This window comes from Brevibacterium marinum (assembly GCF_011927955.1).
In the GTDB taxonomy this organism is placed as follows: domain Bacteria; phylum Actinomycetota; class Actinomycetes; order Actinomycetales; family Brevibacteriaceae; genus Brevibacterium; species Brevibacterium marinum.
In genome coordinates, this window is record NZ_JAATJN010000001.1 from 1,364,019 (window position 1) to 1,378,149 (window position 14,131).

A 14,131-nucleotide genomic window follows, 5' to 3' on the forward strand; every position below is an offset into this window, starting at 1 on the left:
CTGTGAATCCGATTCCGGAGAGCACCGGTCACACCACAGACCTGCGATCAGTCATCACTCGAACTCAAGGAGCACTCTCATGACCTACGACGTCTTCGACGGACACAACGACCTCGCCTGGTACCTGCGGGAGGAACGTGACTACAGCGTTGCCGGGCTCAACGACCCCAGCATCTCGCCGTTCACGACCATGGATCAGCTGCGCGAGGGCGGCGTCGCGGCCCAGTACTGGTCGGTCTACGTCCATTCCTCGATCACCGGCACCGAGGCGATCAAGGCCACCTGGGAGCAGATCGACGCCGTGCAGCGCGTCATCACGACCTACCCGGAACGGCTCCGATACGCCCGTACCGCCGCAGAAGTGGTCGCAGCCCGGGAAGCCGGAAAGGTGGCCTCGCTCATGGGAGTCGAAGGCGGGCAGCAGATCGACGAATCACTGGCCGTGCTTCGCTCCTATGCTCGAGCCGGAGCGAGATACATGACCCTGACCTGGTCGACGACGCACTCCTGGGCGGACTCGGCGACGGACGAACCGCAGCACGGCGGGCTCAGCGATTTCGGACGCGAGGTCGTGGCCGAGATGAACCGGATCGGCATGATCGTCGACCTCTCCCACGTCGCGCCGAGCGTCATGCACCAGTCCCTGGACATCTCGAGCCTGCCCGTGATCTTCAGCCACTCCTGCGCCTTCGGACTCAACCCGCATCCGCGCAACATCCCCGATGACGTCCTCGACCGGGTGCCCGGCAATGGGGGAGTGGCGATGATGACCTTCGTGCCCTCCTTCGTCTCGAACGCTCGCCGCGAATGGGTCGACGCCGGGGAGCACGGCACCGCCCCCAAGGTGAGCATGACCGATGTCGCCGACCACTGCGATTACGTACGCGAGAGGATCGGAATCGACCACATCGGCCTCGGCGGGGACATCTGCGGTGTCGATGAGCTGCCGACCGGCCTCGGCGACGCCGGTCAGTACCCTGCGCTGTTCGAGGAGTTGGCCGCCCGCGGCTGGTCGGATGAGGATCTGCGCAAGCTCGGATTCGACAATGCGATGCGGGTGCTCGAAGCGCACGAGGATGCGTACACGCGATTCCTGGGGACCTCGGCGGGAACGGCGGACACGGCTGCGTCGTCGAGTACGGCGGGGACAGCCACCTCGGCGGGGGCATCGGCATGACCAGGCTGCTCGTCATCGTCAATCACATCGAATCCCAGCCAGGACTACTCACACAGTGGATGATCGGCGAGAACATCGAGTTCGATCTGCGCATCGGCGGAGTGTCCCGACTTCCCGAGCCGAGTGCACTGAGCGCCTACGACGGGCTGATCATGCTCGGCGGCGGGTACATGCCCGACGAGACCGACAGGGCACCCTGGCTCGAAGCGGAAGCGGCCCTGTCGCGGCAGGCGCTGGAGTCCGACCTGCCCCAGTTCGGGATCTGCTTGGGCGGGCAGCTCATCGCCCACGTCAACGGCGGTGACGTGCGGGCGCGGACGGGTGCGCCGGAGAAGGGACACACCTGGATCGACATGACCCAGGCGGCAGCGCAGGATCCGGTGTTCTCGGCCATCGGCGACACTGCCGCCTTCGTCGAGAGCCACGTCGACCGGATCGTCGAGCTTCCGCCGGAGGCGACCCTGCTGGCGACGAGCACGGCCTGCCGGTTTCAGGCGTTCCGAATCGGCAATGCGTGGGGGACGCAGTTCCACCCCGAGTCGACGGGACACAACATTCGCAACTGGGACGCGGAAAAACTGCGAGAATTGGGTTTTAATAAGGAGACCCTGTTGGAACGGGCCGCCGAGCACGGTGAGGACAGTCAGCGGGACGCGAAAGCACTGCTGACCGCCTTCTTCGACGTGGTCCGGAACAGACGCGCGTGATCGCGAGGCGGCGATCACGGTTGAACATGGAGGAACCATAGTGAGTCACAGCGACAGCACCACTGAGGCGAGTGCGGGGGCAGGGCAGCCGGAGACCCTCAAACGGGTCATGGGGCCGAAACTCCTGCTTCTCTTCATCGTCGGCGACATCCTGGGCACGGGTGTCTACGCACTGACGGGCGAGGTCGCCGGGCAGGTCGGCGGTGCCGGCTGGGCGCCGGTCATCCTGGCCTTCGCCGTTGCGCTGGTGACGGCGTTCTCCTACATGGAACTCGTTACGAAGTATCCGAACGCGGCAGGTGCCGCGCTGTATACGCACAAGGCCTTCGGGGTCCACTTCGTGACCTTCCTCGTCGCCTTCGCCGTTCTCAGCTCGGGAATCACCTCGGCGTCGACGGCGTCGAATGTCTTCGCGGCCAATATGGTCGCCGGCTTCGGGTGGGACCTGTCCGGCACAGGGATCATGTGGATCGCGCTGGGCTTCCTCGCGGTCGTCGCGGCCATCAACCTGCGCGGCGTCGGTGAGAGCGTGTGGTTCAACGTCGTGCTCACGCTGATCGAGCTGAGCGGCCTGCTGCTCGTCATCGTGGTCGGCTGCTTCGCACTGGGCGCGGGCAGCGCCGACTTCTCGCGGGTGATGATCTTCGAGACGGCAGACGACAAGGGAGTGTTCCTAGCGATCACGGGTGCAACATCGCTGGCGTTCTTCTCGATGGTCGGCTTCGAGGACTCGGTGAACATGGTCGAGGAGACGAAGGATCCGAAAGTCTTCCCGAAGATCATGCTCACCGGCTTGTCGATCACCGGAGTGATCTATGTGCTCGTCTCCCTCGTCGCTGTGGCGGCCGTGCCGATCGGCAAACTCTCCGAGAGTGAAACGCCGTTGCTGGAGGTCGTCAGGGCCGGAGCCCCGGGGGTCCCGATCGATCTGATCTTCCCGTTCATGACGATGTTCGCCGTCGCGAACTCCGCGCTCATCAACATGCTCATGGCCAGCCGTCTGCTGTACGGAATGTCCAAGCAGAATGTGCTGCCGCCCGTCTTCGGGAAGGTCCTCAAGGGCCGTCGTTCGCCGTGGGTGTCGATCGTCTTCACCACTCTCATCGCCTTCGTGCTCATCATTGCGGTGACCACTCTGCTGCCGGATACGGTGACCGCGTCCTTGGGCGGCACGACCTCCCTGCTGCTGCTCGCCGTGTTCGCGGTCGTCAACGTCGCGGTGCTGGTCCTGCGGAAGAAGCCCGTCGAGCACGAGCACTTCAAGGCCCCGACCTATCTGCCCTGGATCGGCCTGTTCACCTGCGCCTTCCTCGTCGGGCCCTGGGCTCGCCTCGACGAACTCATCCAGTATCAGATCGCGGTCGCGCTCATCGGCATCGGCGTCGTCCTCTGGGTGATCACCTGGTTCTGGAACCGTTCGGTCAAGGGTGCGAGCACCAAGTTCCGCAATCCCGAGGAGCTCTCGTGAACGTCGGCTTCAGCGCACCCCTTGTCAATCCGCTCAACAAGTGAAGGTGAAAAATGACCATCGTCGTCGGCTACGTCAACAACCCAGCAGGCCATGCGGCGCTCGACCGGGGAATCGTCGAGGCGAAGAAGGACGATCTGAGCCTCGTCGTCGTCAATGCCTCCCGATCGGCCGATCGCAGCGACGCCTACCGCCTCGGCGAAGGAGAGATCAAGTCTGTTGAGGACTATCTGTCGAGGTCAGGTGTGCAGTCGCAGGTGCTGATGCGGGGCAGTGAGTACGATCCCGCAGAGCAGATCCTCGATGCCGCCGCCGAGGTGGGGGCTGAGCTGATCGTGCTCGGCACCAGGAAGCGGACCCCGGTCGGGAAGTTCCTCCTCGGATCGACGATCCAACGGGTGATCCTCGAGGCCGTATGCCCGGTCCTCTGTGTGAAGTCCAGCCACTGAGCCGAGCCTTGTGGGCGGTGTGGTCGCCCCCGTGCCCGGCCGGGTCGTCATCGAGCCCGGCTAGGTCGTTATTGAGCCTTTACGAAACCGCTGAAGCGGGGCGAGGCATGGCTTCTCGACCCATCTCTGCCGATCGCAGTCGATGACAGTCGCCTGCGGTCGGCTTCATTTTTCCGCATCTTGTTCGCATCTTGTTCGCGGACGGGCCTTGTGCTGCCTGGGGGCGGGCCTTGTGTTGTCTGGGGCAGTCTGCGCTGTCTGGGGACGGGCTCTTGCTGTCCGGGATCGACTTCGCGCGCTGTCGGGGGTCGGTCTCGTGTTGTCCGGGGGCGACTTCGCGCGCTGTCCGGGGTCGGTCTCGTGTTGCTCGGCGTCGGACTCGTGCTGCCTGCGGTCACTCGACACTCGAGAACGTCGTCGCCAGTGACATCAACCTATCCCGGTCAACACTGTCAATCTTGAACAAATCGAATCACATCGAACAGTTGGATTGCGATCTTAAGCAATTCGAACAAAACTATAGACGTGCAGTCAGTGCTCGGAGTAAAATGAAGTAAAGGTGGACAACGCGGCAGTTGACGAACGGATTCCGAGATCATGACTCTCACCCCCGACCGCAGGCGCGACAGGCAGTACAAGGGCGATAGAGCTGCCTCTCCTGCTGTGCAGGCCGACGAGAGCGGGGCAGAGGAAGTGGGCGACTCTCCTACCTATCGGGACCTGTTGCGTGACGCGGGTTTCGACCTCGAGGGTCATCCGCTCGCAGACTGCTTCGATGAAATAGCTTCGCCGCCTCCCGACGATTTCGAATTCGCGGATGCAGAGCACCCCGTCGTTCGCGCCGAGACACCTGTGCAGTCTGCCGACGAGCGAGTCGAGAAGAGCGCTTCAAAGAAGTCAGCGGCGCCAGCCGAATCTGTAGCGGCAGATCCTGGGTGCGTCGAGTCGGCACAGGCGGATTCCGCAAAGACGGGGCGTTGGGGCGGCCGCAGCTTGTGGGATGCAAGCGTTGACGACCCCGAGGCAAAGGCCGAGCTGCAGCGGCGCGCGGCAGAACTCGACGCCGAAAAAGAAGCATGGATGCTGAAGAAGGCTGAGGAAGCGGCGGCTGAGCGCGGAACCGCTGAGTCCGATCCGGAATACGACGAAGATGATGATTGGGCGGAGCTCAGGAGCGAACAACTCGTCGCTGAGTCGAGTCCCGTACAGCACGCACCAAACCGTGGAAACCAGAAACGCAGTGCTGCGGACACAGGTGTCGCCATGAACCTCGGCGGAGGCGGATCCGATTCGATGCATCCGCTTCTCGATGATCATGCCTGGACGGACTTGACCCGCATTGCCCCCGAAATCGCAGACACCATTCATGGATTACGCCGCCTTGTCGGCGATCTCGAATCCTTCAACAGACCGATGGGCCCCGATGATGCCGTCACTGTGGTCGACGGACTCGAAACGGTCAACAGGCTGGTCGAATCGCTCTCGGTCGTAACCCTCTCTGTCTTCGAACGGGTGGGAACACCACGAGACTATGGTGCCAAGTCAACGAAGGCACTCATCCAGAACCGGTTGAACCTTTCTGAGCGTGAGGCGGGCCGTCGATCCCACTTGGCAGAGAAATTGGGCAATCAGGTCAGCTTCAGCGGTGAGTCGTTGGGGCCGAAGTTTCCAGCAGTCTCCGAGGCGTTGCAGAACGGATATCTCTCATCGACTCAAGCCAGTGCGATCATCGGATGCTTGAAGGACCTGCCGACACATGTGGGTCCGGACGAGCGTCGTGAAGCCGAGCGGATCCTGGTTGAAAAGGCACCGACGGTGCGTGTGAAGGATATACAGGCTCTGTTCAACGAGATCCTCGCCTGGCTCGACCCCGACGGGGAGCTCCCGGACGAAGCGCCCGACCGGGACGAGTTCTCGGTGAGCCTTCGCCAGCGAAAAGACGGATCCTGGACGCTCAAGGGCGTCCTCGACGCCGTGACCGGCGGGATCATGAGTGGGCACCTCACATCCCGCATCAAAGCCGACCTCAGTGAGCCCGGCGATGAAGACGTCGCCCACGACATGGTCGATGGCAATGGAGCCGACGACGCAATCGACGGAGACCGGGCCGGTGATGAGGAAGTGGTCGAGGTGTTCAGCGAAGTTCTCCGGGGCGACCGATGGGACGCCGTGGATCCTTCACTGAATTTCAATGCCGATCTCGAAATCGATGCGGCGCTCGGAGGCTCCCAGGATGAGCGCACTGTTGATGACGGTGGCGTCGATCGCGGATGCGGGGTCAGGGAAGACGGTTCCATCGTGCCGATGGCGGGCCGGCAGCCGAGCGTCAAAACGAAGATCTACGAACGATTCGCGACGATGATCGGGCGCATCGAGATGAACCGCGTCATGGCCGGGTCTCCCTTCGCGCTCGTCGTCACAGCGAAGGCCGAGGACGTGGCGAAGCAGTCCGGTCGCGCCTTCACAGATGCCGAAGCGCCATTCCCGATGGAGACAGCAGCTCGTGAAGGGCTGAATGGTTCAGTCTTCTTCAACCTCATGGGTGACAAAGCGAAATCCATGCAACTCGCAACGGAAAGACGATTCGCCACCCCCAAGCAGCTGGCGATCCTGTCCAGTCGCGACCAAGGCTGCACCTTCCCCGGATGCGACACACCACCAGGATGGTGCGACGCTCACCATATCGTTCCCTGGGCGGACGAAGGCGAAACCGATATCAACAACCTCACCCTCGCGTGTGGATCCCATCACCACCTGATCGACAAATCGGATTGGCATACGGTGATGCTGAAAGACGGTCGACCCGCGTGGGTGCCACCTGCGTCGATCGATCCCGCCAGACGTCCGATCCTCCACGCCAGGTTCATTGCCAAAGAGATCGCCGATACACTCTTCGACTGACGCCGGAGACGAGTGACACCGGCGTGGACTGACACCAGCGTGGACTGACACCGGACTCGGCACGCATCGGCAGTGTGCAACAAACAAGTAGGTATGTGCAGCAGTAGGCAGCTGTGCGCAGCCACGGGCAGGTGTATGCAGCCAAGGACCGGTGTGAGCGGGAACAAGGAATGATCCTCCTGAGGAGGCTGTTGCCATCATCATGGAGCTTTCTATTCTTGACCTTGTGCCTGTCCGTGTCGGACAGACCACCTCAGATTCCTTCGCTGCGTCCCACGAACTCATCCAGTCCGCGGACAGACTCGGATACACCCGTTATTGGGTAGCCGAACACCACAACATGCCCTCGATCGCGTCGACGATGCCGGGTGCCGAACTCATGTACCTCGGTCAGGGAACCGATCGTATTCGCCTCGGATCCGGTGGAGTCATGTTGCCCAACCATGCACCGCTGGCGGTGGCGGAGCTCTTCTCCCTGCTTTCGGCGGTCTACGGCGATCGCATCGACCTGGGAATCGGGCGGGCACCTGGTACGGACCCGATCACCTCGGCGGCGATGAGAGGTCACCTCGGCGAAGGGCGAATGGTCGATCGTGAAGGACAGACCATCGACCCCGTCGAACAGTTTCCGCAGCACGTCATCGACACATTGAGTCTGATGAAACCCGAGGGACTGCACATCCCGCTCCACGGCGGCCGCGAACATGTCCTGCACGCCACACCTGCGGCCGTGCCCGGAACACAGCCGTTGCCGTGGCTGCTGGGCTCATCAGGCTACTCGGCGCGATTGGCTGCCCAGCTCGGCATGCCCTATGTCTTCGCGAACCATTTCGCTGCTGGAGCGACAACGGGCATGAAGATCTATCGCGACAACTTCACGCCAGGTGCCTACGGCAACGAGCCTCGCACATTCGTCACGGTCAATGCCGTGGTCTCTCCGACGGACGAAGAGGCACAGCTGCGCGCGGAGCCGTTCCTGCTTCAGATGTCGCGTCTGCGCACCGGCGGTCGGATGGAGCCGCTGCGTTTGGCGGGCGACGACGTCCGATCGGTCAGGACCGACCAGGAGCGCATGGTCGGCGAAGAGCTGTCCGAGAATTGGATCATCGGAGACGTCGCATCGGCAAAGGCACAGCTCGAGGAGCTCGCGGACCGTTTCGAAGTCGACGAGATCATGATCCAGCCCGTCGCCGGTGCCATGGACGGGGAAGATCTTCGACAGGACGCAGCCCGCATCCAGACCCTCGAGTTGCTGGCGGGCGATCTCCTGAGCTGACAGTCTCGTGCGGCGGCCGATGTCAGAGGTCTCAACTCTGTATCGATTCGGACAAGTGCACTTCTAATCATGACCGGGTCGCGATATTCTGCCACAGTGTCGACGTTGCTTCCCGCTTTCGAGCGAGCGCTACTAACGGCACACCGAAACAATTTCGGAGACTTCCCCCACGCGGGAGTGACACCCGCAGACCGAAAGAGAAACAATGCGTACCAAAATTGCTGTTTCGGCGGCACTTGGGCTCGGACTGGTATTCGGCGCAGGTGGGCCGGCGCTGTCGAGCACACTGACGTCGACCGACGACGAATCCGCAACCGATATGGAAGCCGCGGTGGTGCCGGGCCAAGAGCTCGAGCCGATCACCGACGGAAAGCTGAACAAGGGCGAAACTGCATACGTAGACGTCACTGTCGCCACTCTGTGGACCGATCCGCAGGCGCCCCGGAAGGTCGATAAGCCGGCACTGGGTCATCCCGTCGATCTCGACAAATGGAACAAGAACCTGAAGAACGATGAGGTGCGACGCGGGCTGACCGGCAAGGCCGAGACGCAAGCCGCCTACGGTTCGGAAGTCACTGTCCTCAAGACCAAAGGTGCCTGGGCTAAAGTCGCGGTCACGGAGCAGTCGACGTCCAAGAACAAGAAGGGCTATCCCGGTTGGCTGCCGAAGAAGCAGCTCGTTGAGAACGACCGGTTCGCTCAGCTCAAGGATGACCAGCCCCGTGCGGTCGTGACCGAGAAGAAGAGCGAACTCGAGGGCATCGAATTCACGAAGGACACGGGCGCGGACGTCAGCTTCAATGTCGAGCTGCCGCTCATCGCCCAGGACGTCGACGATGTGCGCGTGGCACTCCCCGGCGGCGGCGCAGCGTGGATCGACGTCGATGACGTCGCGGTCTACGAATCCGACGGCAAGCCGGAGAAGCCCAGCGGCGCCGACCTCGTCAAGACGGCGAAGCAGTTCGACGGGCTGCGTTACCTGTGGGCCGGCGTCTCGGCCTACGGCTTCGACTGCTCGGGCTTCACCTACAGCATCTACCGCGCCCACGGCATCGACATTCCGCGAGACTCGGGCGAACAGGCCACAACCGGCAAGAAGGTCTCATCGGAGAACCTCAAGGCCGGTGACCTGCTGTTCTTCTCGACCAGCTCGGGCACCGTCCACCACGTCGGAATGTACATCGGCGACGGTAAGATGATCCACTCGCCGAACGCCTCCAAAGATGTCTATGTCGTCGACTGGAAATCCTGGGACAAAGGCAACGAGTTCTCCGGAGCCCGACGGATCGTCTGACAGGCGCCCCAGTCCCTCCAGGCTCACCTCTGCCCTTCCGAGCGCACCGCGGCTGCTTCAGTCAGTGGCGCGAACTCTGGGTGGACTTGAGGTAGATGGCTCGAGCCAGGTCGTCGCGTCGTTCGATGAGTAGTCGACGCAGCGCCGGCGGCGCATCGCTGTGTTCGGTCAGCCAGGCATCGGTCTTCTCGACGACGGCTTCCTCCTCGACGGACCAGCGCGGGTAGAGCCCGAGCACCAGGCGTCTGGCGATCTCGATCGAATTGTCGAGCCAGAAGTTCGCGAGTCGTGCGAAGTACTCATCGACGTAGTTCTCGATGAGCGGCATCGCCGAAGGAGCCACGAAACCGGAGATGATCGCCGACAGTACGTCATTGCTGAGGGAACCGGCCTCGTTGATGACCTCCCACGCCCTGATCTTCACGATCGGCAGAGGCATGGCCGCACTCGCGGTCTCAGCGTGGAGGCGACCCGAAGAGCTGGGATCGGACTGGTTCTCTCGAGCAATGTCGGTCTGGTCGGCCCAGCCCAAGCACACCAGCGCAGTCAGAGCATTCCACCGCAGGGCATGATCATTGATGAGCCCTCTGAAGGGCAGAGACGTCGCCGCATGTTCTGGAGCATCAGTTCCCGCGCCTGCGCTGTCCTGCTCGCCCGGTGGGGCGGGAGTCAAGCTGTCGACCTCTTCGCCGACGGGAACCGCAAGGATCTGCGATGCGAAGCTGCGCCCCATCGTGACGGCGGAGCTTCCATCGAAGCAGCGCGCAGTCCGAGACGTCAGGGCGAGAACCAGATTCGCCAGATGCAGCTGAGCGTCCGAACCGGATCGGGCCGCGGCCAAGGCGTCGAGGGCCGCGCCCAGCAGCCCGGAGATGCCGGTCTCGAAGTTCCTCTGCGAGACCCACTGATCCAAACAGGTCAGCGCCGTCTGGCTCAGTCCGGCCATGATGCCGGCGTGGCTCTCCTTGCCCAGGCTGCGGGCATAGGCCGTGAGATATCTCTGCACAGGCAGAAGGCCATCGCGGACTTCATTCTCCAGGGCCGACCAGACCAGGGCACGGGAGAGCGGGTCGGCGATCCGCGACACAGATCTGATCGCGGCTTCGGTCGATGTCGGGTCCAGCCGCACGCGGGCATAGTCGTGATCGGAGTAATTGAGCAGTGTGATTTCGCCGAGTGTGCGCCCGACCAGCTGCTCCACCTCGGCGGTTTCGGTTGAGAAGTCGAAGGCGATGGTGTCGATGGGCACCAGACTGCGTCCCGAGCGTCGCAGCGTGGCGATCTCGAGAGTGTGCGGACGCAGCAGATTCGCGCCGCGGGCAGAATCGGCCTGAGTGATCGTCGCACTTGTGATGCTGTCCCGACCTGGGCGCCGTACGGGCGCGGTGCCCTTGCCGACAGCACCGCTGCTGCCCGTCCCGAAACCGCCAGAGGCCCCGAAACTGCCAGAGGCCCCGGAATCACCGGCCGTCGTCAATTTCAAGGACAGCTCTGAGACCCCGGAGGTGCCCAGCCACGCGCCGGCCCAACTTGCGATATCCCGGTCGGGAGCCGCCTCGGCGAGGCATTCGAGGAAGTCCGCGAGTTCGGTGTTGCGGTAGGCGAAGCGCTGGAAGTACAGGCGCGACCCGGCGAAGAAGGCCTCCCGGCCGACGAACGCGACCAGCTGCTTGAGCACGGACGCGCCCTTGGCGTAGGTGATGCCGTCGAAGTTGAGCTTCGCGGCCTCGACGTCGGGGATGTCGGCGACGATCGGGTGGGTGGTCGGATACAGGTCCTGCCTGTACGCCCACGCCTTGCGGCGCAGGGCGAAGGTCACCCAGCCGTCGGTGAATCGGGTCGCCTCGGCCAACGCCAGACCGCCCATGTAGTCGGCGAACGACTCCTTGAGCCACAGATCGTCCCACCACTTCATGGTCACCAGATCGCCGAACCACATGTGCGCCATCTCGTGGAGGATCACGTTCGCCCGCGACTCGTAGTTCGCATCGGTGACCTTGTCCCGGAATATCAGCCCGTCGGTGAACGTGACCAGGCCCGGATTCTCCATGGCGCCGAGGTTGTACTCCGGAACGAAGATCTGATCGTATTTGCCCCACGGGTACGGGAAGTCGAACTCGGAGCTGAAGAAGTCCAGCCCCGCCTTCGTGATCGAGAAGATGTCGGCCGCATCGAGGTGGTCGACGAGGCTGGCGCGCGTCCACGCGCCCAAGGCGACGACCCTGCCGGTCGCAGGATCCCTCCACTCATCGGTCGCGCCCTCGTAGGGGCCCGCGGTGATGCACGTGATATAGCTCGACTGCCGCAGTGTCGGAGCGAAATGATGGGTGATGGCGGGTGAGGAGGCCTCGTCCGTTGTCCGGCTCGCCTCCTGGCTCGGCCCTCGGCTCGTCTCGGGGCGGTTCGACAGCACCTGGAAGTGTTCGGGCGCCGTCACGTTGAAGATGAACTCTGCCTTGAGATCCGGCTGGTCGAAGTTCGCGAACACGCGACGGGCATCGGTCGGTTCGTACTGTGTGTAGAGGTAGACCTTGCCGTCGGCAGGGTCGGTGAAGCGGTGCATCCCTTCGCCCGAGGTGGAGTAGATCGCCTGCGCCTCGATCGTCAGGGTGTTCTTCCCCTTCTGTACGGGGAACCCCACACGCGCACCGTCGAACGCCTCGGTTGGGTCGAGTTCGACGTCGTTGATCTCAGCGAATGCGACTGATTCCGCGATCAGGTCGATGAACGTCCGGCACTCGGCTCGAGCATTGAACTCGACGACGGTGCGAGACAGGTACGTCGGAGCTCCGGTCTCGGCGTTGCTGACGTCGATGTCGATGGTGTAGGTCGAGACGTCGAGCACCTGGGTGCGACTCTGCGCTTCGTCTCGGGTCAGGTTCGTTGTCATTCTCAGCCTCCTCGGCGCACAGACATCAGCATGCCACAATTCCGGTACGCTGGGTACAGCGGCGGCGAGCAGCGAGGGGGACTGATGGCGAAATCCGAGGTCAGCCAGCTGCCCCAACGCGCTTTCAACTCGGTGGTGCATCGATCTCGGATGGGCCTCAAACGTGTGAACGCCAATGCCGGGCAACTGATCCAGATCCCGATCGCCGCCACGGCCGCCTACGCTTTCTGCGTCTATGTCCTCGGCCACCCCTACCCGTTTCTGGCCGCGGTCGCCTCTGCCGTCGGCATCGGCCCCGTCGCCGACCGGCGACTGCGCCGAGCCATGGAGATCGGCTTCGGCGCGACCTTCGGTGTGCTCGTCGGCGAGCTCCTCGTCAACGTCTACGGCACCGGGATCTGGCAGCTGACGCTGACGTTGGCCATCGGCCTCTTCATCGGCACGATGCTGAATTCCGGCGGCATCTTCATCACCCAGATCGCCGTGCAGTCCGTCTACGTCGTCGTGGTCCCCGCGACCGCCACGAGTCTGCCGTTCCCTCGCACCCTCGACGCCCTCACCGGGTCCGTGTGCGCGATCCTCCTCGCCCTCATCCTCCCGCGTGACGCACGCAAGGTGCCGCGCGGCTTGGCCGCCAGCATGCTCGATGAGATCAGCGCAGTCCTGCAGATGATGTCGAAGGCGCTGCAGGATTCCGACGTCGCGCTCGCCAAGCGGGCGCTGACCAGGGCGCGTGAGACCCAGGACATCATCGATTCCTGGGGGTCCTCGCTCAAGATCTCGAAGGAAGCGGCGAAGATCAATGCCCGAGGCAGGCGTCATGCCGCCGAGGTGACCCGACTCTCACGTGCCCACACCCATGCCGATCGAGCGATGCGAACCATGCGGGTCATTGCCCGCAGGGTCGTGGGCATCACCGAATTCGGAATCGAGAAGCCGATCATCGCCGGCTATGTCGGATCGCTGTCGGAAGGCTCGAAGAAGCTCGAGGTTGCGCTGCGGAGGGGCACCGATCGGGCCCTGGCCGAAGCTGCGTTGGCCGAGGCCGCATCCAGCCTCGATCCGCGCGCCGAGGCGAGCTGGGATATTCATGATGAGTCCCTTGTGCTGCTGCTGCGTCCTGTCGCCGTCGATCTCCTCGAGGCCTGCGGGCTGACCAATGAGGCCGCTCAGAACCGGCTTCCCTCGCTCAGCGAGGACACTCGAGACACGGACGATCCGCCCGCGGAATGACCCACCCGATCGGCGATCCGCCCGCGGAATGACCCACCCGAACGGCGATCCGCCCGCGGAGTGGGCCTTGCGCGACAGCCGTGGGCGGCGGCTCAGCTGCTCTCGACGATGAACACGACAGTCGTCCCGGGCTCGAGTGCCGTGAACGTGTGGGGCCGGTCGCCCGGGTAGGTGAGATAGTCGCCGACGCGGAGCTCGTATGACTGCCCGAGCACTCCGATGCGGGCCGCTCCCTGTCCCAGAATCACATGCTCGACAGTGCCGGCAGGGTGCGGCTGCGAGTCTCGCGGCTGGCCTGGCTCGGCTTGAATGAAGTAGACGTCACGTCGGGCATTCGCCGGAGACGCCGAGAGCAGAGTCGCAGCATAGTTCGAGGTGTTCGACGGCAGACTGGGCAGGTCCTTCGCGTGCAGGAGTGCGACCTCGTGCTGTGGGGGATCGAGCAGTCGGGCCAGGGGGATGTCGAGTGCGGCAGCCAGGGCCCACATCGTCTCGACGCTGGGATTGCCGGTGCCTGCCTCCAGTCCGGACATGGTCGACTTTCCGATTCCCGCCCGACGAGCGACCTCGGACAGCGAGAGGTTCGCGCGCGTGCGCTCCCGTCTGATGGCGGTCGCGATCTGCTCTCGTGGCGGCGGCCCAGCAGGTGCCTCTGCGTCATCTCGTGGTTGAGAATTCATGATTTCACTATAGCGACATATCGTTCTGGTTGACGAACGAATCCAGAGTGTGCACT

11 protein-coding genes are annotated in these 14,131 nt (G+C 63.4%); 8 read left to right on the plus strand and 3 right to left on the minus strand.

Annotated features, from left to right (window positions below; all coding sequences use genetic code 11):
* The first annotated feature begins 79 nt into the window (after positions 1–79).
* Genes BKA07_RS05905 through BKA07_RS05920 form a run of 4 tightly spaced genes read left to right on the plus strand, consistent with a single transcriptional unit; the run spans position 80 to position 3,801 of the window.
* Positions 80–1,177, plus strand: a complete 1,098-nt coding sequence (locus BKA07_RS05905; RefSeq protein ID WP_245161858.1) for a dipeptidase — start codon at positions 80–82, stop codon at positions 1,175–1,177.
* A complete protein-coding gene (locus BKA07_RS05910) occupies positions 1,174–1,884 on the plus strand; it encodes a type 1 glutamine amidotransferase (protein ID WP_167950075.1) in 711 nt (236 codons plus the stop codon). Before BKA07_RS05905 ends, BKA07_RS05910 begins: the two co-directional genes overlap by 4 nt.
* 40 nt (positions 1,885–1,924) lie before the next feature.
* Complete coding sequence (locus BKA07_RS05915) at positions 1,925–3,352, plus strand: amino acid permease (RefSeq protein ID WP_167950076.1); 1,428 nt, start codon at positions 1,925–1,927, stop codon at positions 3,350–3,352.
* A gap of 53 nt (positions 3,353–3,405) precedes the next feature.
* Positions 3,406–3,801 (plus strand): universal stress protein, encoded by a 396-nt coding sequence (locus BKA07_RS05920; protein WP_167950077.1) that lies wholly within the window; start codon positions 3,406–3,408, stop codon positions 3,799–3,801.
* 897 nt (positions 3,802–4,698) lie between these two features.
* Here BKA07_RS05920 and BKA07_RS05925 read toward each other — a convergent pair.
* A complete protein-coding gene (locus BKA07_RS05925) occupies positions 4,699–5,118 on the minus strand; it encodes a hypothetical protein (RefSeq protein ID WP_167950078.1) in 420 nt (139 codons plus the stop codon).
* A 12-nt stretch (positions 5,119–5,130) separates the two neighbouring features.
* Here BKA07_RS05925 and BKA07_RS05930 point away from each other — a divergent pair, with 12 nt between their 5' ends.
* The 3 genes from BKA07_RS05930 to BKA07_RS05940 all read left to right on the plus strand — a co-directional run bounded on the left by BKA07_RS05930 (position 5,131) and on the right by BKA07_RS05940 (position 9,272).
* Positions 5,131–6,702 (plus strand): HNH endonuclease signature motif containing protein, encoded by a 1,572-nt coding sequence (locus BKA07_RS05930; RefSeq protein WP_167950079.1) that lies wholly within the window; start codon positions 5,131–5,133, stop codon positions 6,700–6,702.
* A gap of 202 nt (positions 6,703–6,904) precedes the next feature.
* Positions 6,905–7,978: an LLM class flavin-dependent oxidoreductase gene (locus BKA07_RS05935; protein WP_167950080.1), complete on the plus strand. Its 1,074-nt coding sequence runs from the start codon at positions 6,905–6,907 to the stop codon at positions 7,976–7,978.
* A 205-nt stretch (positions 7,979–8,183) separates the two neighbouring features.
* On the plus strand, positions 8,184–9,272 hold the full coding sequence (locus BKA07_RS05940; RefSeq protein WP_167950081.1) for a C40 family peptidase: 1,089 nt from the start codon (positions 8,184–8,186) through the stop codon (positions 9,270–9,272).
* A 61-nt stretch (positions 9,273–9,333) separates the two neighbouring features.
* Here the strand turns inward: BKA07_RS05940 and pepN are convergent, their stop codons facing one another.
* A complete protein-coding gene (gene pepN / locus BKA07_RS05945) occupies positions 9,334–12,162 on the minus strand; it encodes an aminopeptidase N (protein ID WP_167950082.1) in 2,829 nt (942 codons plus the stop codon).
* An 84-nt stretch (positions 12,163–12,246) separates the two neighbouring features.
* Here pepN and BKA07_RS05950 point away from each other — a divergent pair, with 84 nt between their 5' ends.
* Positions 12,247–13,395 (plus strand): FUSC family protein, encoded by a 1,149-nt coding sequence (locus BKA07_RS05950; RefSeq protein ID WP_167950083.1) that lies wholly within the window; start codon positions 12,247–12,249, stop codon positions 13,393–13,395.
* A gap of 92 nt (positions 13,396–13,487) precedes the next feature.
* Here the strand turns inward: BKA07_RS05950 and BKA07_RS05955 are convergent, their stop codons facing one another.
* Positions 13,488–14,075: a helix-turn-helix domain-containing protein gene (locus tag BKA07_RS05955; RefSeq protein ID WP_167950084.1), complete on the minus strand. Its 588-nt coding sequence runs from the start codon at positions 14,073–14,075 to the stop codon at positions 13,488–13,490.
* Positions 14,076–14,131: the final 56 nt, after the last annotated feature.